Source organism: Natronomonas halophila (assembly GCF_013391085.1).
In the GTDB taxonomy this organism is placed as follows: domain Archaea; phylum Halobacteriota; class Halobacteria; order Halobacteriales; family Haloarculaceae; genus Natronomonas; species Natronomonas halophila.
This window is the reverse complement of record NZ_CP058334.1, coordinates 1874514-1899801: the sequence shown is the minus strand read 5'-3', so window position 1 is coordinate 1899801 and position 25288 is coordinate 1874514. Positions and strand designations below refer to the sequence as shown.

At 65.4% G+C, this 25288-nt stretch carries 25 protein-coding genes and 1 tRNA gene; 13 read left to right on the top strand and 13 right to left on the bottom strand.

Annotated elements, in window-relative coordinates:
- The first annotated feature begins 92 nt into the window (after window positions 1-92).
- The 5 genes from HWV23_RS10220 to ncsA all read left to right on the top strand — a co-directional run bounded on the left by HWV23_RS10220 (window position 93) and on the right by ncsA (window position 5962).
- A complete protein-coding gene (locus tag HWV23_RS10220; RefSeq protein WP_178290306.1) occupies window positions 93-3239 on the top strand; it encodes a PAS domain S-box protein in 3147 nt (1048 codons plus the stop codon).
- A gap of 5 nt (window positions 3240-3244) precedes the next feature.
- A complete protein-coding gene (locus HWV23_RS10215; protein WP_178290305.1) occupies window positions 3245-3826 on the top strand; it encodes a response regulator in 582 nt (193 codons plus the stop codon).
- Entirely contained in the window at window positions 3823-4515 is a 693-nt protein-coding gene (locus tag HWV23_RS10210; protein ID WP_178290304.1) for an RAD55 family ATPase, read from the top strand. Before HWV23_RS10215 ends, HWV23_RS10210 begins: the two co-directional genes overlap by 4 nt.
- 251 nt (window positions 4516-4766) lie before the next feature.
- On the top strand, window positions 4767-4928 hold the full coding sequence (locus tag HWV23_RS10205) for a hypothetical protein (RefSeq protein ID WP_178290303.1): 162 nt from the start codon (window positions 4767-4769) through the stop codon (window positions 4926-4928).
- 47 nt (window positions 4929-4975) lie between these two features.
- Window positions 4976-5962 carry a tRNA 2-thiolation protein NcsA gene (gene ncsA / locus HWV23_RS10200; protein ID WP_178290302.1) on the top strand — a complete coding sequence of 329 codons (987 nt, stop codon included), beginning with the start codon at window positions 4976-4978 and terminating at the stop codon, window positions 5960-5962.
- Between the two features lie 128 nt (window positions 5963-6090).
- On the opposite strand, the gene ftsZ is transcribed toward ncsA, so the two are convergent.
- The 3 genes from ftsZ to HWV23_RS10185 form a co-directional block, all read right to left on the bottom strand.
- Window positions 6091-7320, bottom strand: a complete 1230-nt coding sequence (ftsZ, locus tag HWV23_RS10195; protein WP_178290301.1) for a cell division protein FtsZ — start codon at window positions 7318-7320, stop codon at window positions 6091-6093.
- Between the two features lie 3 nt (window positions 7321-7323).
- Window positions 7324-7497, bottom strand: coding sequence for a ribbon-helix-helix domain-containing protein (locus HWV23_RS10190; protein WP_178290300.1), 174 nt, complete (start codon window positions 7495-7497; stop codon window positions 7324-7326).
- Between the two features lie 233 nt (window positions 7498-7730).
- A complete protein-coding gene (locus HWV23_RS10185) occupies window positions 7731-8291 on the bottom strand; it encodes a double zinc ribbon domain-containing protein (protein ID WP_178290299.1) in 561 nt (186 codons plus the stop codon).
- A 174-nt stretch (window positions 8292-8465) separates the two neighbouring features.
- Between HWV23_RS10185 and HWV23_RS10180 the strand changes: the two genes are divergently transcribed.
- Window positions 8466-8539: transfer RNA gene (locus HWV23_RS10180), tRNA-Tyr, on the top strand.
- 345 nt (window positions 8540-8884) lie between these two features.
- On the opposite strand, the gene HWV23_RS10175 is transcribed toward HWV23_RS10180, so the two are convergent.
- Entirely contained in the window at window positions 8885-9694 is an 810-nt protein-coding gene (locus HWV23_RS10175) for an aldo/keto reductase (RefSeq protein WP_178290298.1), read from the bottom strand.
- An 83-nt stretch (window positions 9695-9777) separates the two neighbouring features.
- Between HWV23_RS10175 and HWV23_RS10170 the strand changes: the two genes are divergently transcribed.
- Together HWV23_RS10170 and HWV23_RS10165 are read left to right on the top strand one after the other, a co-directional pair.
- The gene (locus HWV23_RS10170) at window positions 9778-10056 is read left to right on the top strand and encodes a hypothetical protein (RefSeq protein WP_178290297.1); all 279 of its coding nucleotides are present in this window, start codon (window positions 9778-9780) and stop codon (window positions 10054-10056) included.
- Between the two features lie 43 nt (window positions 10057-10099).
- Window positions 10100-10807, top strand: a complete 708-nt coding sequence (locus HWV23_RS10165; RefSeq protein WP_178290296.1) for an alpha/beta hydrolase family protein — start codon at window positions 10100-10102, stop codon at window positions 10805-10807.
- Here the strand turns inward: HWV23_RS10165 and HWV23_RS10160 are convergent.
- Complete coding sequence (locus HWV23_RS10160) at window positions 10804-11835, bottom strand: hypothetical protein (RefSeq protein WP_178290295.1); 1032 nt, start codon at window positions 11833-11835, stop codon at window positions 10804-10806. The two genes, HWV23_RS10165 and HWV23_RS10160, sit on opposite strands and share 4 nt — an antisense overlap.
- 205 nt (window positions 11836-12040) lie before the next feature.
- On the opposite strand from HWV23_RS10160, the gene HWV23_RS10155 reads away from it, so the two are divergent.
- Window positions 12041-12181, top strand: coding sequence for a zinc ribbon domain-containing protein (locus HWV23_RS10155; RefSeq protein ID WP_178290294.1), 141 nt, complete (start codon window positions 12041-12043; stop codon window positions 12179-12181).
- Here the strand turns inward: HWV23_RS10155 and HWV23_RS10150 are convergent.
- Window positions 12178-12639, bottom strand: a complete 462-nt coding sequence (locus tag HWV23_RS10150; protein WP_178290293.1) for a GNAT family N-acetyltransferase — start codon at window positions 12637-12639, stop codon at window positions 12178-12180. The genes HWV23_RS10155 and HWV23_RS10150 overlap by 4 nt on opposite strands.
- 106 nt (window positions 12640-12745) lie before the next feature.
- On the opposite strand from HWV23_RS10150, the gene HWV23_RS10145 reads away from it, so the two are divergent.
- The 4 genes from HWV23_RS10145 (at window position 12746) to HWV23_RS10130 (ending at window position 17138) form a co-directional block, all read left to right on the top strand.
- Window positions 12746-14977 (top strand): PAS domain S-box protein, encoded by a 2232-nt coding sequence (locus tag HWV23_RS10145; protein ID WP_178290292.1) that lies wholly within the window; start codon window positions 12746-12748, stop codon window positions 14975-14977.
- A 71-nt stretch (window positions 14978-15048) separates the two neighbouring features.
- Window positions 15049-15882, top strand: coding sequence for a deoxyribonuclease IV (locus tag HWV23_RS10140; RefSeq protein WP_178290291.1), 834 nt, complete (start codon window positions 15049-15051; stop codon window positions 15880-15882).
- Between the two features lie 55 nt (window positions 15883-15937).
- The gene (locus tag HWV23_RS10135) at window positions 15938-16321 is read left to right on the top strand and encodes a DUF7522 family protein (protein ID WP_178290290.1); all 384 of its coding nucleotides are present in this window, start codon (window positions 15938-15940) and stop codon (window positions 16319-16321) included.
- Between the two features lie 37 nt (window positions 16322-16358).
- Window positions 16359-17138: a class I SAM-dependent methyltransferase gene (locus tag HWV23_RS10130; RefSeq protein WP_178290289.1), complete on the top strand. Its 780-nt coding sequence runs from the start codon at window positions 16359-16361 to the stop codon at window positions 17136-17138.
- Here the strand turns inward: HWV23_RS10130 and HWV23_RS10125 are convergent, their stop codons facing one another.
- The 7 genes from HWV23_RS10125 to acs all read right to left on the bottom strand — a co-directional run bounded on the left by HWV23_RS10125 (window position 17139) and on the right by acs (window position 25268).
- On the bottom strand, window positions 17139-18362 hold the full coding sequence (locus HWV23_RS10125; RefSeq protein ID WP_178290288.1) for a threonine synthase: 1224 nt from the start codon (window positions 18360-18362) through the stop codon (window positions 17139-17141).
- A 681-nt stretch (window positions 18363-19043) separates the two neighbouring features.
- A complete protein-coding gene (locus HWV23_RS10120; protein ID WP_178290287.1) occupies window positions 19044-20219 on the bottom strand; it encodes a lactate 2-monooxygenase in 1176 nt (391 codons plus the stop codon).
- A gap of 93 nt (window positions 20220-20312) precedes the next feature.
- The gene (locus HWV23_RS10115; RefSeq protein ID WP_178290286.1) at window positions 20313-20543 is read right to left on the bottom strand and encodes a DUF8119 family protein; all 231 of its coding nucleotides are present in this window, start codon (window positions 20541-20543) and stop codon (window positions 20313-20315) included.
- A gap of 80 nt (window positions 20544-20623) precedes the next feature.
- Window positions 20624-21082, bottom strand: coding sequence for a universal stress protein (locus HWV23_RS10110; protein ID WP_178290285.1), 459 nt, complete (start codon window positions 21080-21082; stop codon window positions 20624-20626).
- Between the two features lie 2 nt (window positions 21083-21084).
- Entirely contained in the window at window positions 21085-22776 is a 1692-nt protein-coding gene (locus HWV23_RS10105; protein WP_178290284.1) for a VC_2705 family sodium/solute symporter, read from the bottom strand.
- Window positions 22773-23237 carry a DUF4212 domain-containing protein gene (locus HWV23_RS10100; RefSeq protein ID WP_178290283.1) on the bottom strand — a complete coding sequence of 155 codons (465 nt, stop codon included), beginning with the start codon at window positions 23235-23237 and terminating at the stop codon, window positions 22773-22775. The genes HWV23_RS10105 and HWV23_RS10100 overlap by 4 nt, the downstream gene beginning before the upstream one ends.
- A gap of 57 nt (window positions 23238-23294) precedes the next feature.
- The gene (gene acs, locus HWV23_RS10095; RefSeq protein WP_178290282.1) at window positions 23295-25268 is read right to left on the bottom strand and encodes an acetate--CoA ligase; all 1974 of its coding nucleotides are present in this window, start codon (window positions 25266-25268) and stop codon (window positions 23295-23297) included.
- Between the last annotated feature and the right edge of the window lie 20 nt (window positions 25269-25288).

The window sequence follows — 25288 nt, the reverse complement described above, 5'->3', positions numbered from 1 at the left end:
ACCCTCACGGACGGTATCGGTACCGTACTAGCATGGGACACCATGCCGAATTCTAGACAATTGCTTTACGTTTTCGCCATAGACCACATATAATGACGACCGAAGCGCCCGAACTCGGCGGGCGGGCCGAGCGGACTACGGGCATCGGCGACTGCCTGCGGAAGTGTTCGGTTATCGGAATCGGTGTACTGCTTGCCGTCCTCTCGGTCGCCGGTGCGTTCATCGGCACGTCCGGGTTCGATACGGTGCGGGCCGCGGTGCCGCTGGTGGCATCGCTGGCCATCGTCGCCGGCGGCGTTCGACTCCACCGGACGGACCTGACCGGCGACGACGTTATCGTCGTCACCACCTGGACGGCCGCGACCGCGGTGCTTTTCGCCGTCGTCCTCTCGACGACTGCGCTCGTCGTCGCGAGCAACCCGCTCACCGTCGGCGCCTACGCCGCGCTCTTTACCGCGCCGCTCGGCGCCGCCGGCGGCACCCTCGCGGGCTACTACGATGCCCGACGACGACAGCAACACCGGGTGACACGCCGGACCCAGCGCGCGCTCGAAACCGCCACCGACGGCATCGCCATCCTGAACGACCGCGGCGAGTACGTCACGGTCAACGGGGCCTTCGCCGAGATGTACGGCTACGATGACCCCGAGGAACTGGTCGGCGAACCCTGGGAACGCTGCTATCCGCCCTCGGAGGCCGCCCGTATCGAAGAGGAGGTGTTCCCGGAACTCAAATCCCGAAACGAGTGGCGGGGCGAATCGACCGGCCAGCGTGTGGACGACAGCACCTTCCCACAGGAGTTGACGCTGACACGGATGGAGGACGGCGGCAGCGTCGCCATCGTCCGCGACATCACCGAGTCCAGAGAGCGGGCACGACGCCTCGCGACCATCATCGAGAACGTCCCCATCATGCTGTTCGTCTTCGAGGAAGACGGGACGATTACCCTCTCGGAGGGGAAGGGCCTCGAAGCCCTCGGCCTCGAACCGGGCGAAGCCGTCGGGGACTCGATGTTCGAGATGTACGCGGGCCTCCCGAACGTCATCGACGGCATCGAGCAGGCCCTCGACGGCAACACCGTCCATCGGACCGTCGACCTCGGTACCGTGGTGCTCGAAGCGTGGCTGACCCCCGTCTACGAGAACGACGAGGTGACACAGGTCATCGGCACCGCGATGGACATCACCGAACAGCACGAACAGAAACGGCGCATCGAGGACCTCCACAACGCGAGTCGTCGGCTGACCTACGCGACCACGACCGAGGGAGTCGCCGAAACGACCGTCGACATCGCCAAGGACGTCCTCGACTGCCCGCTGTCGATGATGTGGCGCTACGACGAGGCGGCCGACCACCTCGTCGCGGTCGGGATAACCGACTCCAGCAAAGACCTGTTGAACGTCGAATCGGTTTCCGACCTCGACCCGATTGCCGAGGACGACGCGCTCGGCATGGAGGTGTTCCGGGCGGGGGAAACCCGTGTCGTCGAGAACTACCGGACGGTCGAAAACCGCACTTTCGACGGGCCGTTCGGCGCCGTCCTGTTGATACCGCTCGGCGACCAGGGACTGCTGGTAGTCGGCCGCCCGGAACCGGGCGCGATACCGGAGATGGACGTTCGACAGGCCGAAATCCTCGGGCTGAACGCGCGGGCGGCGCTCGACCGGGCCGAACGCGAACGCGAACTCGAACAGTCCCGCGCGCGGTTCCGCGCACTCACGGAGAACTCGCCGGTCGGCATCGTCTCCATCGACGAATCGAGTACGGTGCAGTTCGCGAGTCAGGCCATCGAGGACATCCTCGGGTACGACCCCGACGAACTGGAAGGCGAGTCGCTGACGACGATTATTCCCGAACACCTCCGCGAACAGCACCGTGAGGGGATACAGCGCTATCTCGACACCGGCGAGCGCGCCCTCGACTGGAGCGGCATCGAACTCCCCGGACGCCACGCCGACGGCCACGAGGTCGATATCGAGGTCTCCTTCGGCGAACTCGAACTGGACGACAGCCGGCTGTTTACGGGTATCGTTCGCGACATCTCCGAGCGGAAACGGCAGGAACGGCAGATTCGCACGCTCCAGCAGGCCACCCTGAAGTTGGCCGACACCTCGGTCGCGACGGAAGCCGAGTCGATGGCCGTCGATATCGCCGGTGACGTACTGGGGCGGCCGTTCGCGGTCTACTGGCAGTACGATTCGGTCAGTGACGCGCTCGTTCCCCAACAGATGACCGACGAGGTCCGCGCGTTCACCGCCGAACACGGCATGGACGGCATCCCGACAATCGATGACGACTCCGTCGAGATGCGAACCTTCCGAGCGGGCGAGACGCGTATCGCGGACGACTATCAAACCCGCGACGGAGCCGTCGACATGCCGCTCGGAACGGTCGTGCTCGCACCGGTCGGCGACCACGGCCTGCTCGGGTTCGCGACGCTGGAAGGCGAGGCCATCTCCGAGACCGACCGCTACCTGATGAACATCCTCGCCGGCAACGTCGAGGCGGCCCTCGACCGAATCGAACGCGAAGCCGAACTGGAGACCCGCAGTTCACAGATGGAGTTCATCAACAGCATCCTCCGCCACGACGTCCTCAACGGCATGACCGTCATCGGCGCCCGCGCGGAAATCCTCGAAGAAGAACTCGACGGCGACCACGGCGACTACGCCGAGACAATCCGCCGGTGGTGTGACGACATCACGGATTTCGTCGAGCGGGTCCAGACCGTGCTGAACGCCCTCAGCGGCCAGGAAGGCGTCACGCTGGAGCCCGTCGACGTCACGCGGTTGCTGGAGGCGGAACTCGACCGCATCGGCCAGACCTATCCGGACGTCGAGTTCGAAACCTCGCTTCCCGAGGGCCTTCAGGTCCGGGCCGACGAACTGCTCGGTGACGTCCTCGGGAACATCGTTCGCAACTCCATCGAGCACAACGAAACCGCGGGGCTCCGCATCCACGCCAGCGCCGAACGCGTCGACGGACGCGTCCGGGTTCGCATCGCGGACAACGGCCGCGGTATTCCGGCCGAACAGCACGAGATGGTGTTCCGGCGCGGGGAGACCCACGCGAAATCCTCGGGGTCCGGCTTCGGCCTCTTCTTCGTCGACGCGATGGTCGACGCCTACGGCGGCGATATCCACATCGAGGACAACGACCCGGGCGCGGCCTTCGTCATCGACCTCCAGCGGGCGGACACCACGGACGACCAAAGAGGCAAACCGGGGGAAGCACAATGACCGGTATGGACGCGACGGACGACCCGGTCGTACTCGTTGTCGAGGACGAACCCGACGTCGCGGAGACGTACAAGCTCTGGCTCGACCTCGACTACGAGGTTCGACTGGCCGACTCCGGCGCGGACGCCCTCGAACAACTCGACGAGGACGTCGGCGTGGTGTTGCTCGACCGCATGATGCCCGGCATGTCCGGCGACGAGGTGCTCGCGGAGATTCGCGACCGCGGCTACGACTGTCCCGTCGCCATCGTCAGCGCCGTCGACCCCGATTTCGACATCATCGAGATGGGCTTCGACGACTACATCACGAAACCCCCGACGGCCGACGAACTGCGCAAGACCATCGACGACCTGCTCGAACGGAGCGAGCGCGCCGAGAAGGTCCGCGAGTATCGGTCGCTGCTGGCGAAACGGGCCATGCTCGAAGAGCAGAAAACCGAGAAGGAACTGGCCCAAAGCGAGGCCTACACCGACCTTCAGGAGCGCATCGACGACCTGAAGGCCGACCTGGACGGCGAGCAGGACCGCCTGCTCGATGACGCGACGTTCGTCGGCGCCCTCAGGGAGTTCGAGGAGGACGGCGAATGAGTTCGGACGGCTTTCAGGGCGCCGTCGCCAGGGCCGACTCCTACCACGTCGGCGACGTCGTTCCGGTCTCCGGGTTCGATACCGTTTCCGCCGGGACCAACGTCCTCATCTCCGGGCCGCCGATGCTCGGCAAGCGCCGCCTCGCGCTCGAACTGCTCGCCGTCGGCACGCCGGACGAACACGCCATCGCCATCACGCCCGACACCGACGGTGACCGGCTCCGGTCGACCTACGAGGGACTCCCGGACGGCGACCCCGACAGGCTCCACGTCGTCGACTGTACGGGCGCGACCGGGAAGGGGTCGATGGACGACACCGAGGCCATCAAATACGTCGGTTCGCCCGGCGACCTGACGGGCATCGGGATGGGCATCGTCAAATGCACCCGCGATATCGGCCGCGAGGTAGAGGCCGGCCTGCGACTGTCGGTGCTGTCGCTGTCGACGATACTCCAGTACGCCGACAGCCAGCGGATGTTCAATTTCCTCCATACAATCACCGGCCGCGTCTCCGCGGCCAACTACCTCGGCATCGCCACCCTCGACCCGACGACACAGAACACTCAGGAGGTAAACACCCTCACGTCGCTTTTCGACGCCGTCGTCGAACTGCGCGAGGCCGACGACGGCACCCGCGAGATGCGCGTGGTCGGCCTCCCGGACGCGCCGCGAACCTGGGTCTCCTTCTAATCGGTTCCGCCCGCGTGACCCAAACCGCCGCCGAGACCACGGGAGGGCACGTACATCGGTTATTCGAGGCAACGATGCTACAGCGATGTGTGCGACATATTTATAATGAATTAGCATGAAGGTCCAGAATAGTGGTGTGAATGAACACACCAAACAGCGCGGGAGGGCGTCCCCGAAAGGTCCAGAGCGGTACCCCTCGATTTAGCACCGTCTGGCAGTGTCTGGAGTGTGTTATGGGCGGATTCGTTGCCGTGGTTTTCAGCCTGCTGTCGTACCCGGTGCTGTTCGACCTGACGGAGCCGCTTGGCCTGCTTTCCTCGACGATGGTTACGTTCATCGTCCTTTTTACGTGGCTTTTCGTGTGGGGGGTCGTCGCGAGCGCCCGGGTCCACATTACGGAAGAGACCGGATGAGCATCAGAGCGAAACCCGTATCCCGTCGAATCGGCAAGTAGCCGCTAATGGAGTGCGACAAATGCGGCGACGAGGCGGTCATGCACGCCGCCTACTCGGGCATGCACCTCTGTGAGGAACATTTCTGTCGGTCGGTCGACTCCCGGGTCCGCAAACGGATTCGCGATGACGCCCTGCTCTCGGCCGAGGCCACGCCCGAGGACCCGGAAACGTGGCTCATCGGCCTCTCCGGCGGCAAGGACAGCGTCGTCCTCACCCACATTCTCGACGACATCTTCGCGAAGGACCCCCGCGTCGAACTGGTCGCGCTCACGATTCACGAGGGTATCGAGGGCTACCGCGACGCCTCGCTGGACGCCTGCATCGAGTTGACCGACGACCTCTCTATCGAACACGAGGTCGTCTCGTATGCCGACGAATACGGCCTCCAGATGGACGACGTCGCCGCCGAGGACCCCCTCGATATGGCCCCCTGTGCCTACTGTGGGGTCTTCCGCCGGGACGCACTCTCCCAGTACGCCGAGGAGTACGGCGCCGACAAACTCCTGACGGGCCACAACCTCGACGACGAGGCCCAGACCGCGATGATGAACCTGCTGTCGGGCGACATCCAGCAGGTCGCCAAACACTTCGACGCCTCGCTGGGCAGTTTCGAGGACCGCGAAATCGACGACGACCCCTTCGTTCCCCGCGCCAAGCCGCTTCGGGACATCCCCGAAAAGGAGGTCGCCCTCTATGCGCACCTGAAGGACCTCCCCTCGCATATGGCCGAATGTCCCCACGCCAGCGAGGCCTACCGCGGCGAGATTCAACAGCACATCCACGACCTCGAAGACGACCATCCCGGCACCCGCCACTCCATCATGTCCGGCTACGAGGAACTGGCGAAGCTGGCGGCCGAGGCCTACCGCGGCGGCGACGAGGGGCCGCGCGGCGACTGTGACCGCTGTGGCGCGCCGACGAACAACGACGTCTGTCGGAAATGCGAACTCGTTGACGCAGTCGGTGGCGAATTAGCCGAGACCGGCGACTGAACCTCTATCTGCCGTCAGCCGAGCGTCATACACGTCGTTTTACGCGGTTATTGTCAGAGAATATAGCTGACTATTGCTGGAGCTAATCGCAATCAGTAGCGGTCAAAAGAAAGTATCGAAATTAAGACTTATCGGATTACGTCAAGTCCGTTGTTCTTCTCGGCTTCCGAGCGGCCGCCGTCGGTTTCACTGCGGCTGAAGCCGCCGGAGTTGCCGGAGGCGCCGCGGCCGCCGGCCGTGCCCGTCTCCGTCGAGCTTTCGGGCGGCGTCGAGGCGAACTCGTCTTCGTCCACCGAGTCGATGGCCTGCCGGGAGGCGTCGGCCTGTTTCTGGGTCGTCGGACCGAGGATCTGGGCCGACTGGACGCCGGTCATGATGGCCATGACGCGGACCTTGCCCTTGTAGGCGTCCTCGATGCGGGCGCCCCAGATGACGTTCGCGGAGGCTTCGAGGCGTTCGGTGATGCTGCTGGCGATGCCCTCGGCCTCGTTCAGCGTGAGGTCGGGGCCGCCGGTGATGTGGACCAGTCCGCCCGAGGCGCCGCGGTAGTCGACGTCGAGCAGCGGGTGGTTCATCGCGTCGTTGACCACCTCTTCGGTCTTGTTCTTGTCCTGGGTCTCCCCGACGAGCATCACCGCGACGCCGCCCTGATTCATTATCGCGGACATGTCCGCGTAGTCCAGGTTAATCAGGGACGGCTGAGTGATGGTCTCGCTGATGCCCTTGACCGTCTCGGCGATGATCTGGTCCATCACGGAGAAGGCTTTGCCGATGGGCAGGTTCGGGACGTAATCGAGCAGGCGGTTGTTGTCGAGGACGATGATGGAGTCGGCTTCGCCGCGAAGCTTCTCCAGTCCTTCCTCGGCCTTGACCGTCCGGGCGCGCTCGACGTTGAACGGCGTCGAGACCATGCCCACGACGATAGCGCCCTGCTCTTTGGCGATTTTCGAGACGACCGGGGCCGCACCAGTACCGGTGCCGCCACCCATGCCCGCCGTGACGAAGACGAGGTCCGCGTCACCGAGGACTTCCTTGATGGTGCCCTGCGCCATCTCGGTGGCGCGTTCGCCCATCGACGGGTCACCGCCGGCACCGAGCCCCTGCGTGAGCGACTTGCCCACGAGGATTTTGGTGTCGGCCTCGATCATCTGCAGGTGCTGTTTGTCGGTGTTGATGGCGACGGTATCCGCGCCATCGACGCCGATGTTGTACAGCCGGTTGACGGTGTTGTTACCGGCACCGCCAGCGCCGACGATGACGATTCGGGGGTCACCGAAATCGCTACCGTCGTCGCTGTCGCCGACCTCTCGGGATTCTTTCTCCGCGTTCTCGAGTGCGGAGTTGACGATGTCCTGCATCGTCTACACCTTGGCCCACGGGCGGTTGCTGTCCCGTGATTCGGCGTCCTGTTCATTGAGCATCTCGCGCACGGCGGAGCGAATCGCCTCGCTCCGATTCGGGAACTCGCCCGTATCGACCATGCGTTCGACCTCTTCGATCTGCTGCTTCGGAATCCGTAGTGTCACACGCTCCATATTGTATTTCCCCTCTGTCTGTGGGTAAGACGGCGTTGCACACGCGTTCGCTTTCGCGTTTACACCCCGAAATCGCCCGGTAGCGTGGCCCTTCCTGCCACAGGCGGGTTGGTGTAAGACGCGCCGTCTTACGCAGATGTAATCACAGAAGCAGACTACTTAAAGGTTAGGGGTGGCGTAAGACAACTATGTAAGAAGGACGTTTACGACCCTGAATCCCCTGTTTTCCGCGTTTACGGATCCTTGAGAACGTCCGCTGCAGGGGTGCGACGGCCGCACCCGGGACAGAAGCCCCAGTCCGAGCGGAGCTCGTCGCCGCATTCGCAGAACACCCTGTGAGACGCCTTTTCGCCACAGTTGGAGCAGTATACGGCCGATTCAGGCAAGTCCTCGCCGCACTGTTTACACGTCTCCCGCGGCTCGTCGGACGCGTTTTCGTCCTCGGCGGGGACTGTCTTACGACCCTCCCCTGCCTCGTGTGACACACTGCCGGAATCGCCATCCAGCGTGATGTTTACGTTCACGTCCTGCGGCTCTCGCGGCGTCAACGCGCCGTCCAGTCGGTCCGCGAGGACGGCGTCGACGCGCTCGGCGATGAGGTCGTCGAGGGACTCCTCGGCCGACGCAGGCGAAGAATCGGCGTTTACGCCCGTCGAACCCTCGTTTACGGGCGCCTCCCCGTTCTCGTCGAGGTACGCCCGGAGCGCCTGACGCATGACCTCGCTCTTGGAGGCGTCGAACTCCTCGAGTTGGCGAACGAGGTCGTCATCCGCCCGGAACGTGATCTTGCTCATTACTCGTCCGACGATTGTGTGTGACGGTATTTCAATCTTCCCGCGATGTCAGACAGGCGTGCGTCGAGCGGCGGACACGCCGTCGAACGGCGTGAAATCGCGTATGAGTCGGAGACACGAGGGCGATGTAGGTCAAAACCGTTAAGTCCCGCAGTCGTCTCGTATCACATACGCCCGCCCTTAGCTCAGACTGGTAGAGCAGTCGACTGTAGATCGACTTGCCCCCCGTTCAAATCGGGGAGGGCGGACTTTTGCTGCGAACAACGTGAGCAGTCAAAAGTCTATTTCGAGCCGATTTGAAGAGAGGAGTCGCAGTCCCGGAACGGCGCGAAGCGCCGCACGCTCGGAACGTCTCCGCGTATTCAAATCGGGGAGGGCGGACTGCGAGGCGCTCGCAGAGCGCCTCGATATTGCGAGCGGCGAAGCCGCGAGCATTTTGCTGCGAACAACGTGAGCAGTCAAAAGTCTATCCCGAGCCGATTTGAGCTCGTGAGTCGGGCGGAGCGAGCACGTCTCACGGTGTTCAAATCGGGGAGGCGCCTCGATATTGCGAGTATCCTCCTGCAAACCGTCGAACGAAGTCAGACACCGTCTCACCACTCGGGCGCGTAGTCGGGGTCGAAGAACCGCTCCGTCCGCTCGATACCGTCGATAGTCGCCACGTCCTCCTCGGCCAACTCGAGGTCACGTGAGGCCAGATTGTCCCGGATATGCGCCTCGCTCGTGGCCTTCGGAACGGCGGCGACGCCCTTCTCGCGGAGCCACGCGAGGGTGACACGCGGGACGCTCATCCCATGCTTCTCGGCGACCGTCTCCAGTTCGGGGACGTCGAACACGTCCCCGTGGGCCAGCGGCGCGTACGCGACCACGTCGACGCCGAGGTCGGCACACCGCTCTCGGAGGTCGGCCTGCGGGAGCAACGGATGCAACTCCACCTGATTCGCGACGATGTCCGGGTCGGCGTCCAGTGCCGTCTCGAGGTGGCGTGGCTCGTAGTTGCTGACGCCGACGCCGTCGAGTAGTCCGTCGTCGCGAAGGCCAGCGAGCGTGCTGTGGACCAACTCAAGGTCGTAGTCGGCGGGCCAGTGGACGTACATGAGGTCGACCGCATCGACGTCAAGGCGGTCGAGACAGCCCTCCACGGCCTCGCGGATGGACGCTCGCGTCACCTCGTCGGTCGCCCGGGGATGGAGGACCTTCGTCGCGAGGAAGACCGACTCGCGGGGCACGTCTGCAGCGGCGAGACCGGCGCCGACGGGACGCTCGTTTTCGTACAACTCCGCGGTGTCGACGTGCCGATAGCCGAGTTCGAGCGCGGTCCGGACGCTCTCGCGACACTGGTCGAAATCGGTGTTCTGCCAGGTCCCGAGGCCGAGACGCGGGACCGGCGAATCGGTAGCCATGCAGGGGTGGCCGACGGGCAGGACAAAGAGTGTGCCGGCGGAGTCACCGATATCCCGCTGTAGGCCCTACACCGTTTGAGCCGATGCCGACGACCTGCGAACTCTGCGGCCGCGTGGTGCCCGACGAACGCATCGACGACCCGCGTGTCGTTCAGGAACACCACCTCCGACCGGAGGAACGCGCCGAGAGTCCGACGGTGATGCTGTGTCGCCCCTGTCACGACCAGATTCACGCCGTCTTCACCAACGAAGAATTACGGGAGTCCTACGACACCATCGAGGCGCTTCGGGAGGCCGACCGGATCTCCGAGTACCTCGAGTGGATTCGCGGCACGGACAAACTCGACATCAAGACCGATTGACCGACAACAACGCCTACGGTCGCCCGCCGTGTCCGACAGGCCAATGGAACGTCACACGGTGTCTGTCACCGACGACGAATCCGTCGTCGCCGTCCGTCACGAGGCCGACTCCGAGAACTGGCTCGTCTTCTGTCACGGATTTCTCAGCGACAAGTCCGGAAGTTACGAGGAACGCTGCGAACGCGCGGTCGCGGAGGGCTACAACGCCGTACGCTTCGATTTCCGCGGCTGTGGCGAATCCGACGGCGCCTTCATCGACCAGAACCTCTCGACGCGTATCGCGGACCTTCAGGCGGTCGTCGATTACTTCGACCCGCCCGCCTACACCGCCTTCGGCTCCAGTTTCGGCGGGAAGACGGCCTTCCATGCGGCCGTCGACGACGACCGTGTCGAGGCGCTCGTCACGCGCGCGCCGGTGACCTACAACCGCGCCTTCGATGCCGCCCGTGAGGCCGTCGAATCGCAGGGCGTCTTCCAGTACGACGAGGAGTACGCCATCGACGAGCGCTTCTTCGAGGACTTCGACACCTACGCCTTCGAGGGCGTCACCGAGTCGCTTGCGGTGCCCGTCGCAATCTTCCACGGCCGCGAGGACGCGTCGGTCCCCCTGTCGGACAGCCTCGATGCCGTCGGCGCCCTGCAGACGGATACACTTCTACAGACCTACCGCGAGGAGGGCCATCGCTTCTCGGAGGCCGCCGAAGACCGCCTCCGCGAACAGGCCTTCGAGTGGCTGGCGCGCGTCCGCTAGAAGTCGGCGACGACGTCGTTGTGGTAGGCGAGATACTGCGCGCCGAGGGCGTGGCCCTCGACGGTCCGGAGCGTTCGACCCGACACGTCGGTCTCGTAGGCGTGCTCGACGGTCAGCGATTGGGGGTCGACCCGAATCAGACCGTGCTCGAAGTCGGCGCGATGATTCGGACAGACGACGACGGCGTTGTCGGCGTCGGTCGGCCCGCCATGGTCCTCGTCGGGCGGCATGAGGTAGTGAACCTCGGCGTAGCCCTCCTCGGGGGCCTGCCGACGCCGGTCGCCACAGACCATACAGCGGTAGTCGTGCCGCGCCGTCAGCGTCGAGGCGTCCATGTCGGGCGGGTTCGTCTCCGCCGTCGAACGCGCTGTTTCCGTAGTTTCCGACGACGAAGCGGCGGTCCCCGGTGTGGCTTCCTCGCCGGCCGTCGGTTCGTCATCACTCTCGTTCGCCGCCGCGTCGGCCGCCTCCGATGCCCGCGTGCTCGGGAGTCGCGAGGCGGCCCCGTCGGACAGTTCTGCGTCGCTGTCGACCAGTCGCCGACCCTTCGTCGTCAGGTCGATGACGCCCTCGTCGTACTCCGCGTAGCCGAGCGCCCGAAGCCAGCCGCGATAGGCCGATGCGTCCTCGATTTCGGCGTCCAGTTCCCGCGAGAGGAGTTCCGCGGCCTCGATGTCGGTGATGGGTCGAATCGCCAGCACCTCCACCAGCGCGCGGACGCCAGCGACGTTCGCCGCCAACGTCTCGAAGAGGACGCCCTCGTCGTGGCTATCGAGGAAGTCCCGGCCGTAGGGGCCGAGCGACGGCGGCGTGTCGCCACCATCGAGGACGTCGATGGCGGCGAGGAAATCGAGATAGCGGTCGACGTTCGCATCGGTGTCTCCCTCGGTGTGTTCCTCCAGCCACGCGCGGACGTCGTCTTCTGACGGCGACTTGCCGCGAACGTCCCGGAGCAGGGTCCGGAGGCTCGCCAGCCACGATTCGGGCGGCCCGGGCAGCGCCACGGCGGTCGGTCGGTCGTCGCTCATCGTCGGTGGATGGGCGGGCGGCCACAGGAACCTTCCGGGTCCCGCTCGCGAGGTGTTCATCGACGTGTATACCCAGCCGCCATCATCGGATTGAAAGGTCTGGACTATTTATGGGTCGGCCAGCACAAGCCACCTGTACGGCCACGGGAGGATGGCCCGCCGAGTCGCTACTGGCGGGGCCTCCCGTTCGGGAGGAACCAACACTATGCTCGAACGCGTTCGACGCCTGCTCGCGGATGGAAACGTCGTCTACGAATGCCGGGACTGCGGAACGACGCTCGGTCCCCACGCCGACGACTGTGAGGTCTGTGGGTCGGCCGACATCGCCCGCTACTCCATCGACTAATCGGGCGACCAGACCATGCCCTTCGAAGCGGGCGCGCTATACTCGAACCCCCAGCGCTCGTAGAAGCCATCGACGTCCGCGAGAAGATTGACATACGCCGTTTCCGGGGCCTCAGCCCTGATATAGGACATCACCGCATCCATCATCGCGGTGCCCAGCCCCTGTTCCTGATGCGCCTCCACGACGGCCACGTCCGATATCTGGAAGACGGCGCCACCGTCACCGATGACGCGAGCAACGCCGACGGCCGGCCCGGCGGTTGGGTCGGTCTCGTCGGCTGTCTCCGTTCGCGCTACGACCGAATACAACGTGTTCGGCAGGCCCTGCTCGGCGGCTTCGAGGCTGCGTTCGGCCATTCCCGCCTCTGACCGTAGACGGACGAACTCCGACGGCGTCGGCACCTCCTCCAGAAGGCGATAGCCCGCCGGGGCCTCACCGTCGACGAACGACTGGTCCATACGGGGACGGCGCGCGGACCGAGCAAAACGCCATCGAACCGTGTCGCCGAAGAGCCGACACGCACATCCAGTACGCTTATCCCGCGAGAACACCCACAAATGGTCCGTGAGTCCGGGTATTCGGGTACTGCTCGTCGATGACGACGACGCGTTCCGTGAGACGGTCGCCCGGCACCTCGAACGCGAGGAGTTCGATATCGCGACGGCCAGCGGCGCCGCCCCCGCCCTCGACGCGCTCGACGGGACGGTCGAGTGCGTGGTGTCGGACTACGAGATGCCCGACGCCTCGGGACTGGACCTGCTGGCTGCCATCCGGGACCAGCGGCCCTCCCTCCCGTTCGTCCTCTTTACCGGCACCAGCGAGGAGGGCCTCGTCGACGAGGCCTTCGCGGCCGGCGCGACCGACTTCGTCCGGAAGCACCCGAACGCGGACACCTACACGCTGCTTGCTCGCCGCATCGAACACGCGGTCGAGGACCACGGCCCCGCGGCGGACCGGGAAGCGACCCCCGCGCCGGCCGAATATCGCCACTTCCTCGATGCCATCGGCGACCCCGCCTACATGACCGACGCCGAGGGTCGTATCATGGGCTTCAACGAACGCGCTGCGGAGCTGACCGGCTACGACCCCGACGAGGTGGTCGGCGAACCCGTCTCGATGCTCCTGAGTCCGAGCGACATCGAGCGCGGCGAGGCCGTCATCAGGGACTTGCTCTCCGGGAGCGACGACCGAACCGCGACCTACGACATGGCCGTCGAGACGGCCGACAGCGGGACAATCGACCTCGAAAACCACGTCGCGTTGCTCACCGACGACGGTACCTTCCGGGGCACTATCGGCGTGCTTCGGCGGAGCGAGAACCGAACCGACGCCCGCCTGCGACGCCTCCACGATGCGACCCGGGAGTTGATGGCCACCGCCGATACCGACGAGGTCGCCACCCTGACGCTCGAGGCCGCACAGGAGATTCTCGGCCAATCCATCGCCACGGTTCGCCTCCACGAGGACGGCATGCTGGTGCCGTCCTACAGCACCGACGAAGTCGAGGAGATGTTCCGTGTTCAGCAGCCGTATCCCGTCGGCGTTACCCCGCTGGGAAAGGCCTTCGAGGCGGGCGAACCGCGCGTCGAACCCGACTTTTCGACGGTCGAGGACGACTACGACCACGGCCCGATTCAGTCGGCCGCCTATTTCCCGCTGGGCGACCACGGCGTGTTGAGCATCGCCTCGACGGAGCGGGACGCCTTCGACGAGGCGGACCTTCAACTGGCGACCGTCCTCGCGGCCAACGCCGAGGCGGCCCTGGACCGCGCGGCCAAGGAAACCCGCCTCCGGAAGGAACGGGACGACCTCGAAGCCCTCTTCGAGAACATCCCCGACCCGACCGTCGAGGCCCACATGAAGGACGGCAAACCCATCGTCAAGCGCGCCAACCCCGCATTCGAGGAGGTGTTCGGCTACGATAGCGACGAAATCGCCGGCGAGAACCTCGACGAGTTCATCGTCCCGCCGGACGTCGATGACGACCCCAACGAGTTCAACGAACGCATCCAGCGGGGCGAGAGCCTCCACGGCGAGGTGCGCCGGCAGACTGCCGACGGCCTGCGGGATTTCATCCTCCACGTCGTCCCCCACGACGTCGGGAAACGGGTCACCCGCGGCTACGCCATCTACACCGACATTACCGAGCAGAAACAGCGCGAGCGGGAACTCGCCCGGCAGAACGAACGCCTCGACCAGTTCGCCTCCGTCGTCAGCCACGACCTCCGGAACCCCCTCAGCGTCGCCCGCGGCCGTCTCGAACTCGCCCGCGAAACCGGCGAAGACGAACACTTCGAGGCCACCGAGCACGCCCACGACCGGATGGAGGAACTCATCGACGGCCTGCTCGCGCTGGCGCGACAGGGCGAACTCACCGACGACCCGATACCCGTCGACCTCGAAAGCGCCGCCAAAAGCGCGTGGGAGACCGCCGACACCCGGGACCTCGACCTCTCGTTCGACGACCCCGGTATCGTCGTCGCCGACCCCGAACGCCTCCGGCAACTGCTGGAGAACCTCTTTCGGAACGCAACGGAACACGCCGAGGGCGCCACCACGGTCACCGTCGGCGGCCTCCCGAACGGCTTCTACGTCGCCGACGACGGCCCCGGCATTCCCGAAAGCGAACGCGAGGCCGTCCTCGAATCCGGCTACTCTAAGGGTGGCGGCACCGGTTTCGGTCTCGCCATCGTCGACACCATCGCCGACGCCCACGACTGGGACGTCACGGTGACCGAAAGCGACGCCGGCGGCGCGCGCTTCGAGTTCACCGACGAGGACCCGACGGCAGGTTAGTCGGCGTGTCGAACACCGGCAACCGGCCACGATTCCGAAGCCACTAACCCCCACCTGCCCGGAGGGAGTGTATGCTCAGAATCGGCGCACACACCTCTATCGCGGGCGGCGTTGACAACGCCGTCGAGGAGCAACTCGAATACGACGGCAACTGCGGGCAGATTTTCACCCACTCGCCGCAGGTCTGGCAGGACCCCAACATCGGCGACGACGAGGCCGGGCAGTTCCGCGGCCTCTCCGAGGAGAACGACGTCGGCCCGTGGGTCATCCACTCCTCGTATCTGGTCAACCTCTGTACCCCGAAAGACGACCTCCGCGAGAAATCCATCGACTCCATGCAGAAGGAAGTCGACGCCGCCGACAAACTCGGGATTCCGTACGTCAACGTCCATCTCGGCGCCCACACGGGCGCGGGCGTCGACGGCGGCCTCGATAACGCCGCGAGCGCGCTGGAAGAACTCGACGTGCCCGACGGCGTGACCGTCCTCATCGAATCCGACGCCGGCAGCGGGACGAAACTCGGCGGCACCTTCGAGGAACTCGGCGGCGTCCTCGACCGCTGTGACCTCGACCTCGACGTCTGTCTGGACACCGCCCACATGTTCGCCGCGGGCTATGACCTCTCGACGCCCGAAGGCGTCGAGGAAACGTTCGCGGAGTTCGACGAGGAGGTCGGCCTCGAACACCTCGAATGCGTCCACCTCAACGACTCGAAACACGAGTGTGGCACCAACAAGGACGAACACGCCCACATCGGCGAGGGGCTCATCGGCGAGGAAGGCATGCGCGCGTTCATCAACCACGACGCCGTCGAAGACGTCCCGCTCGTCCTCGAAACCCCGACCGAGAACGGCAAGTCCTACGCCTGGAACATCGAGCGCGTTCGCGAGTTCTACGGGAACTGACTCGGTTCGTTTCCCCGCTGCCAGCGTTTTTGTTTATCCGCTTCGTGTACCCTGTATGACAGTCGAGTCGGCGGCCACCGCGGCGAGCGAGGCGCTCGAAACCGAAATCGGCGACGACCTGCTTGCGGTCGGCTGGTACGACTCACAGGCCGACCCCCGCACCGACAGCGTCTATCTGGCCGATGGCTTCGGCGAGCACGAAGAGGCCGGGAAGGGCGCCCTCGAATCGTCGCTGCTCGGAAGTCTTGGCAGCGGCGCCTACACCGACATCCACGGCGAGGAACTGACGACGACGGTTCGCGTCTACGAAACCGTCGCCGACGTCGTCGTCCCCACGAACGACACCCAGGGCATCGTCGTGGCCGTCCGACTGAACGGCTCCCGGCCGCTGGAGCGCCTCGTCGAAGGCGTCCGCATCGCCGCCAAGGCATCGACGTAGCGAGACGTTTTAAGCCCGCCAGAACTACCCTCCGGCAATGCGGCGGTTCTCAGCCGAATACCTCCGGGAGACGCGGCAGGGCATGTGGGCCGACAGCCGCGAGGCCCTCGACCCACTGGATCTCGATACCTGCGACCGGGTCCTCGACGTCGGGTGTGGCGAGGGCGCGCTGACCCGCGTGCTCGCCGAGGAATGCCCCGGCGAGGTGGTCGGCTGTGACCGCGACCGCGAGTTGCTCCTGGAGGTCGACGGCCCCGCCGTGCAGGCCGACGCCTACGAGTTGCCCTTCCCCGACGACAGTTTCGACCTCGTGGTCTGTCAGGCCCTGCTCATCAACCTCCCCGACCCCGAGGCCGCAGTCCGGGAGTTCGCCCGTGTCGCAAGCAATCGCGTGGCCTGCATCGAACCGGATAACAGCGCCGTCGCCGTCGAATCGACCGTCGACGCCGAGAGCCGACTGGCCGCACAGGCCCGCCGACGCTACCTGCAGGGCATCGAGACGAACGTCGCGCTGGGCGCCGAGGCCGCCGAAGTCCTCCGGACGGCCGGCCTCGCGAACGTGACGACGACCCGCTACGACCAGACGCTCGCGGTCGAACCGCCCTATAGCGAACGGGAGGTCGAAGCCGTCGGTCGAAAGGCAAGCGGCGCGGGCCTCCGAGAGCGCCGCGAGACGATGGCCGGCAGCGAGGAGGAACTCGATGCCCTCAGGAGCGAGTGGCGCGAAATGGGCCGTGAGGCCGTCCGACAGGTCCAATCCGGCGAGTACCACCGCCGGGAGACGGTGCCGTTCTACGTCGCGTTGGGCGAGGTCTGATTACTCCGCGAACGTCGATAGTTCCGCATCCAGTCGGTCGATACCGACCGTTTCGGTCGACGCCGCCGCTGCTGACCCGGCGGCTTCTTTGAGTCCCGTGCCGGTCGTGATGACGGCCACATCGTCGGTGTTCGCAAGCGTACCGGCCTCGGCGAGGAGTCGCGCGCCCGCCAGCGGGACGGCCGAGGCGGCCTCAACGGTCAGGCCCGCTTCGGTCGCCAGTTCACGCTGGGCTTCCCGAATCTCCTCGTCGTCGACGGCGATGACCGACCCGCCCGTCTCGCGGGCCGCACGGAGCACCCGGTTCCCGCTCGGTGGGTCGGCGTTCGCGATGGAGTAGGCAATCGTCTCGCCACCGCCGCCCTCGATGGGCGAGACCGTCTCGGCGCCCGTGGCGAACGCCTCGGCGATGGGCGCACAGGCGGCCGCCTGCACGAAGTACAGGCGCGGAATCTCGTCGATGGCCCCCGCCGATTCGAGTTCGCGAAGGGCCTTCCAGACGCCGCTGGCGTGGCCGCCGCTGGAGACCGGCATCACGATGGCATCGGGCGTCGTCGGCGCGAAGGCCTCGCAGATTTCCAGCGCCGTCGTCTTCTGGCCTTCCACGCGCAGGGGGACGTCCGAGTTGACGAAGGCGATATCGTGGGCCGCGCCCGCCTCCAGCGAGTCGCGGTAGAGACGGCCGTAATCGCCCTGCACCCGTCTGATTTCGGGGTCGAACTGCGCGATGACGCCGAGGCGTTCCTCGGGGATGTCGTCGGGAACGAGGACGACACACGGCAGGCCGAAGGAGGCGGCGTAGGCCGCCATGCTCATCGCCATGTTGCCGTGGGAGACCGTGCCAACAGCGTCGATTTGGTGGCCGGATTCGTCTTCGAGGCCGGCCTCGATGGCCGCCAGCGCGAGGGCGCTGCCACGGTCCTTGAAACTCCCCGTCGGGTGCTGACCTTCGACCTTGAGGTGGATTTTCGTGCCCGCGAAGCCGTCGAGTTCGGGCTCTCGGAGGAGGGGTGTTCCGCCCGCTGCGGCCGCGAGACGGCCCGGCGTCGGCATGCCGACCGGGAGGAGGGCCTCGTAACGCCACAACCCCGGCGCGTCGGTGACGTCGCTCCAGTCGAAATCCTCCGGGTCCGTGTCGAGCCATAGTGGTTCGCCGCACGTGCATCTGGCTCGGCGTTCGTCCGTCTCGCGACCGCAGTCGTAGCAGACTCGTTGGAGTGGCATGGAGAAGTGGGGTTGTGTGGCGTTTCGGCGCGTTGATATTTATAAACTGGAGGTGCTGGGTTTGGACGTGTTTGTTGGTGAGTGATGCTTGGCGACTTCCTGACCGCAACGACGTAGAAAGCCCTCGGCCCGCTGGCGGTCGCTGAGGAGGATACGCTCGCTTCGCTCGCGTAGTGCCTCCTCAGCGACTCTACTTCGGCGCCAGCGCCCCTCGCCCTTTCAGTCCACCAGGAGACGCACCTGCCCTTCCCCGGGTCACGCGACGGCCTCCGGCCGCCCGCGCTCCCGGCCAGTTGAATTTATAAATGGCGCGCGCTGGCCGAACGCCGCGAACGCACCCGTGAGCGGCGGTCGGACGAAACCGTGCGAGGGGTAGCGAGGGTCGGAGCGACCGCAGGGAGCGAGACCCTCGGATGCCGAACGGGGAGCGAAGCGACCCGTGAGGGACGACCGAGCGGAGCGAGGGAGTCGGTTGGGGAGGCGTGTGGCGCGGTCGCGGTGCCTGGCGGAATCGAAGGGCGAAGCCGGGTGGCGACGAAGTGGAGTCGTTCAGCGACCACTATCCGACCGTAGGGAGGATATGTCGCTGAACGACCGCCAGCCGGCTGAGGGCTTCGGAGGTGTTGCGGTCGAGTGAGTCGCCAAGTCCGACTCAAAAAGAAATAGCGCTAACGACTACGTCTAGAGGTCGTCTTCGTGGCGGAGGGAGTCCCGGTCCAAATCATCGACATCGTCCCGACCGGCAAGCCCCATCGAGAGGTCGAAGTCGGCAATCAGGTTCTCCAGCACGTGATGGACGCCGTCCTGCCCGCCGAGCGCCAGCCCGTAGATGAAGGGCCGGCCGATAAGGCACGCATCAGCCCCCAGCGAGAGCGCCTTATAAATATCCGAACCCCGACGAATCCCGGAGTCAAAGGTAATCGTCGCCTCGTCGCCGACTTCCTCCACGATTTCGGGAAGCGCTTCAATCGCCGTAATAGACCCGTCCACCTGCCGGCCGCCGTGAGTGGAAACGCCGACACCGTCAGCACCGTGCTCGACGGCCTTCCGGGCGTCTTCGGGGTGCAGGACGCCCTTGATAAGCACCGGTAGGTCCGTGTTCTCGAAGACGAATTCGAGGTCGTCCCACGTCAGCGAGGAGTCGCCGAAGATGTCGAGGAAGTGGTCGACCGCCGCTTGCGGGTCTTCCTCCGGCGGCTCGTCGAGTTGGCTGCGGAACGCGGGGTCCGAGAAGTAGTTGGCGACACCCTCGCCTTCGAGGAACGGGTAGTAGCCGCGTTCGAGCAGGCGCTCGCGCCAGCCGAGAGTGGGCGCGTCGACGGTGACGACGATGGCGTCGTAGCCCGATTCCTCGGCGCGGTTGAGGAACGACTTGGCGATGTCCTCGTCGCTGGACCAGTAGAACTGGAACCATTTGGGAGTGTCACCCAGTTCCTCGGCGACGTCCTCCATCGGCGTCGAGGACAGCGACGAGAGGATGAAAGGCACGTTGAGTTCGTCACACGCGGCGGCGGTGGCGAGTTCGCCGTCCTCGTGGACCAGCGTCTGGACGCCCAGTGGCGTCACCATGACGGGGTAGTCGATGGTCTGGCCGAGGACTTCCGTCGAGAGGTCGCGGTCGGCGACGCCCTGCAGCATCCGGGGGACGATGCGCCACGCCGAGAAGTCCTGTTCCTTGCGGAAGGTCTCCTCGGCGCCCGCGCCGCCGTGGATGTAGGCGCGGGCGGTTTCGTCCATCGAGTCGTGGGCCGCCTGTCGCAGGTCCTCGTAACTGACCGGGAACTCGGGCGTCTTGCCCTCGAACATCCCCTCGCGGTACACCTGATTGACCTTCCGGTTGCCGAATTGCTCGCCCATACTCGGGGCTTGGCACGCGGGCGCTTAGAGGTATGGGACGCGGCTAGTCGGGAACGAAAAACGAAGTCGGCGGGGTCGGAATCCGATTCGAGATTACTCTTGCTGCTGTGCTTTCGCCATCTTCAGCGACCAGAAGAAGCCGAAGTACGCGGGGATGCCGGCGAGCATGAACAGGTAGAACGCCCACTCCGGATACGACGGCGGGAAGACGAACCGGAAGAGGGCGTCCACGAAGGCGACCCACACGAGCGCGAACACGAGGTCGTAGAGCATACCCTGCTGGTTTTCCTCGACGTGCTCGCGGAGTCGGTCGACGATGCTCATAGCCGGTGGCTCCTCTGGGGTGTCGGTCGGTGGTAGTGCATAAAAATATCGTGGCGCCGGGGCGCCGTCAGTCTTGCGCGCTATTCCTCTTGGACGTCGACGACCAGCACGGGCACGTGCGTCGACCGGAGCGTCCGTTCGGTGACGCTGCCGAGAATCGCACGCTTGACGCCCGAGCGGCCGTGACTGCCCATCACGACGAGGTCGATGTCGTTGTGCTCGGCGTAGTTGGCGATCTGGTCGTGGGGCTTGCCCGCCGAGATGTGTTCGACGGCGTCGAGGCCGCGGGAAGCCGCACCGTCGGCGACGTAGCCGGTCGCCGCGTCGGCCTTGCCTTTGACCTCCTCCATCTCGTCGAACTGGCCTTGCTCGATGCGGTCCAGTTGCTCGCCGCCGAGCGTGAGGCTCATCGAGTCCGTGTCGACGACGTAGAGGGCATGGACCTCCGCGTCGTACTTCTCGGCGATGTCGAGCGCGTGCTCGACGGCGTTTTCGGCCGTATCGCTACCGTCCGTCGGAACGAGTATTTTCTCGTACATGGTCAGTCATCCGCGGGGGTCTCGGTGCCCCCGTCGGCTGCGACGACGTCTTCTGCCGTCTGCTGTTGGCTCATCGGTTCGGGGCTGTGACACTGCCGGACGATCTTCTTGGTCTCCATCGGCGGCTCCTCCGTCGCGAGGGAGACACCGATAGTGACCACGAAGACGATGGGCACGGCGATAAGCGCCGAGCCGATGGCCGGCATCCACTGTGCGAGGGCCGGCGAGATGGTCTCGCCGCCGAAGAAGCCGTAGGTCGGCACGACTTCGTTGATCATCGGAATGGCCCACAGCGTGAGGCCGGTCAGCATGCCCGCGAGTGCGCCCTGACGGTTCGTGTTCTCCCACCACATGCCGAGGAAGAACATCGGGAACAGCACGGCGCCGGCCAGCGAGAACGCGTACGAGACCAGCGCGGCGATGGGTGCTGCGGGGTCCAGCGCGGCCAGCGTCGTGATGGCACCCAGAAGGAGGATGCTCAGTCGGCCGACCAGAATCTGCTGGCGCTGGGTCGCGTCGGGGTTGATGATGTTGGTGTAGATGTCGTGGCTGATGGCCGAGGAACCCGCGATGAACAGGCCCGCGACCGTCGCGATAGCGGCGGCGATGCCGCCCGCGGCGACCAGCCCGACGAACCATTCGGGGAGGCCCGACAGCTGGGTCGCCAGCACGACGATGACGTCACCGGCGGCACTCGACATGCCGGGGTCGCCGTAGGTCGCGCCGACGTTGCTGCTGTAGAGGTCGGTCCCGAAGGCGGCGAAGGCCGGTGCGCTCCAGTAGAGCAGGCAGATGAAGAACAGGCCCCACACGGTCGACCAGCGGGCGGTCCGCTCGCTTTCGACGGTGTAGAACCGGACCAGGACGTGCGGCAGACCACAGGTGCCGACGATTAGCGAGAAACACGTCGCGATCCACAGGTAGTAACTCTCGTTGACGAAGGGTTCGCTGAATTCGCTGCCGAGTTCGCTGATGAGCATCCCGTACTCGATCTGCGGCAGAATCGTCGAGTAGCCGTTCGTGACGCCGACCACGAAGAGCCCGGCGAGGAACGCGACGATGAGGATGACGTACTGCACGGCCTGGTTCTTCGTCGCGCCCAGCATCCCGGACAGCGACAGGTACCCGACCGTAATCGCCATCATCGCGACGACCATCACCTGATAGCCGTCGAGACCGGGGATGACGCCGCCGAAGTCACCGAAGACGTACAGGCCGACGAGGGCCATCCCTCGTGCCTGCCCGATGGCGTAGACGAACCCGATGAGGAACGTCGTCACCGCCGCGATGGCGCGTGCGCTATCGGAGTTGAAGCGGTCGCCGACGAAGTCCGGGGCGGTGTACTTCCCGAACCGTCGGAGCTGTGCGGCCATGAAGATGAGCAGGATGAAATAGCCCGTCGTCCAGCCGACGACGAACGCCAGCCCGTAGACGCCCGAAAGGGCGATCAGGGCGGCCATCCCGAGATACGATGCCGCGGACATCCAGTTGGCACCGATCGCCATCCCGTTTTCGACGTTCCCGATGGAACGGCCGGCGACCCACATGTTCTCGGTGTCGGCCACGCGGAAGACGAAGCCGATAGCGAGGAACAGGCCGAGCATCCCTAACACGAGGATGGCCGGCAGGGTCTTGAACGAGATGTTCAGCCCTTCCGGGAGCAGTTCGCTCTGGAGTGCCAGCGAGTCGATCATTCCTCGACACCTCCGTCAGCAGCGACGGCCTCGCCTTCGGTCTGGGTCGAGACGCTCTCGGGGTCGATACCGTACTTCTCGTCGAGGGCGTCCCGCTTGCGCGCATACCAGAACGACAGCAGCAGCGCGCCGGTCGGCCCACCGAAGGCGATGAGGAAGTAGTGCAGCGGGAACCCGATGACCGGCATCTGGGTCGTCATTACGCCCGGTGCCAGCCGCGTCATCGTTACCGGCCCGAAGACGATGACCGCCCAGATGGCAAAGCCCGTCCAGACGATTTTCAGGTGTTCGCGCATGAACGGCGTGCTCGGGTTCAGCAGGTTCACCTCCGCGTTGAGATAGTCGGTCTGTTCGTGGTCCTGTGCGGCTTGTGAGGCGACTCCACCGTCCGTTTCGATGGACCGGCCGTCGTCGGCCCGACCGGAGTCACCCGCAGTATCGTGAGTGGTTTTGTCTGTCATAGTTGTCGTGTGTAGCCTGTGTTCGGCGTCGGTAACTCGGAAAAGGGATTCCTCCCCTCAGTCCCTCTTGACCTTCTTTTCGATGTCCTTGACGACGTCGGGGTTCCGCAGCGTACTGGTGTTACCAAGCTCTTCGCCGTTGGCGATATCGACCAGCAGTCGTCGCATGATTTTCCCGGACCGAGTCTTCGGCAGTTCAGGTGTGAAGATGACCTGCTCGGGCCGGGCGATGGGACCGATGGCGTCCTCGACGCCCTCGATGATGCGCTGTTCCATCTCCTCGCCTTCCTCGTAGCCGTCCTCGAGGATGACGTAGGTGTAGACGGCCTCGCCTTTCATCTCGTGGTCGCCGCCGACCGCCGCGGCCTCGGCGACGCCCTCGACGCCGACGACGGCCGACTCGATTTCCATCGTTCCCAGCCGGTGGCCGGAGACGTTGATGACGTCGTCGACCCGGCCGAGGATGGTGATGTAGCCGTCGTCGTCGATTTTCGCGCCGTCCTCGGGGAAGTAGACCCACTCGTCTGCGTCGGGGTCCGAGTAGGCGTCCCAGTACTCATCGATGAACCGCTCGTCGTTCTTGTAGAGCGTCCGGAGCATGCCGGGCCACGGCTTGTTGACCGTCACGTAGCCGGCTTCGCCGGGGGCAACCTCGGTGCCCTCGCCGTCGACGACCTGTGCGTCGATACCGGGCAGCGGCGGCCCCGCGGAGCCGGGCTTCATCGTTCCGACGCCCGGCAGGGTCGTAATCATCATGCCGCCGGTCTCGGTCTGCCACCAGGTGTCGACGACCGGACACTCCTCGCCGCCGATGTGCTTGTAGTACCACTTCCAGGCCTTCGGGTTGATGGGCTCGCCCACCGTCCCCAGCAGGCGCAGACTCGACAGGTCGTGCTGTTCGGGGTACTGGCTGCCCCACTTCATGAACGCCCGAATCGCGGTCGGGGCGGTGTAGAGCTGGTTGACGTCGTAGCTGTCGACGATGTCCCACATTCGGTCCTTGTCGGGGTAATCCGGCGTCCCCTCGTACATGACCGAGGTGGTCCCCAGCGCGAGGGGGCCGTAGACGATGTAGGAATGGCCGGTAATCCAGCCGATGTCGGCGGCACACCAGTAGGTGTCGTCCGGCTTGACGTCGAGGACCGCCTGACTCGTCCACGAGACGTACGAGAGGTAGCCGCCGGTGGTGTGTTTGACACCCTTCGGTTCGCCCGTCGTCCCCGACGTGTACATCAGGAACAGCATGTCCTCGGCGTCGCGGGTGACCGGTTCGACCTCCGCGCCCGCGTGGTCGGCCACGAGGTCGTCGTAGTCGACCTGGTCCTCGCCGAGTTCGTGTTCCTGTTCGTCGCCGAGGCGGTCGACGACGACCGTCGTCGTCTCGTGGTCGACACCCGAGAGGCCCTCGTTGGCCTTGTCGAGGTGGTCCAAGGCGTCACCGCGGCGATAGTACCCGTCACAGGTGACGAGATACTCCGAGTCCGCGGAGTTCATCCGCGTCGCGAGCGCGTCCGCGGAGAAGCCCGCGAAGACCACGGAGTGCGGTGCGCCGATGCGGGCACACGCCAGCATGGCGATGGGCAGCTCCGGTACCATCGGCATGTACATCGTGACCACGTCGTCTTCCTCGACGCCGAGGTCCCGGAGCGCCGCGGCGAACTCGTTTACCTCGCGGTGGAGTTCCTCGTAGGTGAACTCGCGGGTCTCCCCGAGTTCGCCCTCCCACTGGATGGCGAGTTCGTCGCCGCGCGAATCGAGGTGTCGGTCGAGGCAATTCTCCGAGGCGTTGAGTTCGCCGCCGGTGAACCACTCGTAGAACGGTTCGTCGTCGTCGACCAGTACCTCGTCGTAGTCGGTTTCCCAGTCGAGCAGGTCGGCGGCCCGCTCCCAACACTCCGGCCAGTTCTCCTCGAACTCGTCGTAGATGGCGGGATCGGACACGTTGGCCTGCTCGACGAACGATTCAGGTGGTTCGAATTCCTCCTGGTCGGCAAGCCGTGCCTCCAGTTGGGATTCCTCCGAGTCTGACATTCCATCCGTTCAAGCGTAAC

Excerpts from the sequence above, each read along its gene's own strand:
- ncsA (WP_178290302.1), top strand. The coding sequence starts at position 4,976 with ATGGAGTGCGACAAATGCGGCGACGAGGCGGTCATGCACGCCGCCTAC.
- HWV23_RS10185 (WP_178290299.1), bottom strand. The coding sequence starts at position 8,291 with ATGAGCAAGATCACGTTCCGGGCGGATGACGACCTCGTTCGCCAACTC.
- HWV23_RS10120 (WP_178290287.1), bottom strand. The coding sequence starts at position 20,219 with ATGGGCGAGCAATTCGGCAACCGGAAGGTCAATCAGGTGTACCGCGAG.
- HWV23_RS10215 (WP_178290305.1), top strand. The coding sequence starts at position 3,245 with ATGGACGCGACGGACGACCCGGTCGTACTCGTTGTCGAGGACGAACCC.
- HWV23_RS10115 (WP_178290286.1), bottom strand. The coding sequence starts at position 20,543 with ATGAGCATCGTCGACCGACTCCGCGAGCACGTCGAGGAAAACCAGCAG.
- HWV23_RS10190 (WP_178290300.1), bottom strand. The coding sequence starts at position 7,497 with ATGGAGCGTGTGACACTACGGATTCCGAAGCAGCAGATCGAAGAGGTC.
- HWV23_RS10220 (WP_178290306.1), top strand. The coding sequence starts at position 93 with ATGACGACCGAAGCGCCCGAACTCGGCGGGCGGGCCGAGCGGACTACG.
- HWV23_RS10210 (WP_178290304.1), top strand. The coding sequence starts at position 3,823 with ATGAGTTCGGACGGCTTTCAGGGCGCCGTCGCCAGGGCCGACTCCTAC.
- HWV23_RS10160 (WP_178290295.1), bottom strand. The coding sequence starts at position 11,835 with ATGAGCGACGACCGACCGACCGCCGTGGCGCTGCCCGGGCCGCCCGAA.
- HWV23_RS10110 (WP_178290285.1), bottom strand. The coding sequence starts at position 21,082 with ATGTACGAGAAAATACTCGTTCCGACGGACGGTAGCGATACGGCCGAA.
- HWV23_RS10135 (WP_178290290.1), top strand. The coding sequence starts at position 15,938 with ATGACAGTCGAGTCGGCGGCCACCGCGGCGAGCGAGGCGCTCGAAACC.
- HWV23_RS10100 (WP_178290283.1), bottom strand. The coding sequence starts at position 23,237 with ATGACAGACAAAACCACTCACGATACTGCGGGTGACTCCGGTCGGGCC.
- HWV23_RS10130 (WP_178290289.1), top strand. The coding sequence starts at position 16,359 with ATGCGGCGGTTCTCAGCCGAATACCTCCGGGAGACGCGGCAGGGCATG.
- HWV23_RS10125 (WP_178290288.1), bottom strand. The coding sequence starts at position 18,362 with ATGCCACTCCAACGAGTCTGCTACGACTGCGGTCGCGAGACGGACGAA.
- ftsZ (WP_178290301.1), bottom strand. The coding sequence starts at position 7,320 with ATGCAGGACATCGTCAACTCCGCACTCGAGAACGCGGAGAAAGAATCC.
- acs (WP_178290282.1), bottom strand. The coding sequence starts at position 25,268 with ATGTCAGACTCGGAGGAATCCCAACTGGAGGCACGGCTTGCCGACCAG.
- HWV23_RS10150 (WP_178290293.1), bottom strand. The coding sequence starts at position 12,639 with ATGGACCAGTCGTTCGTCGACGGTGAGGCCCCGGCGGGCTATCGCCTT.
- HWV23_RS10140 (WP_178290291.1), top strand. The coding sequence starts at position 15,049 with ATGCTCAGAATCGGCGCACACACCTCTATCGCGGGCGGCGTTGACAAC.
- HWV23_RS10170 (WP_178290297.1), top strand. The coding sequence starts at position 9,778 with ATGCCGACGACCTGCGAACTCTGCGGCCGCGTGGTGCCCGACGAACGC.
- HWV23_RS10175 (WP_178290298.1), bottom strand. The coding sequence starts at position 9,694 with ATGGCTACCGATTCGCCGGTCCCGCGTCTCGGCCTCGGGACCTGGCAG.
- HWV23_RS10155 (WP_178290294.1), top strand. The coding sequence starts at position 12,041 with ATGCTCGAACGCGTTCGACGCCTGCTCGCGGATGGAAACGTCGTCTAC.
- HWV23_RS10165 (WP_178290296.1), top strand. The coding sequence starts at position 10,100 with ATGGAACGTCACACGGTGTCTGTCACCGACGACGAATCCGTCGTCGCC.
- HWV23_RS10105 (WP_178290284.1), bottom strand. The coding sequence starts at position 22,776 with ATGATCGACTCGCTGGCACTCCAGAGCGAACTGCTCCCGGAAGGGCTG.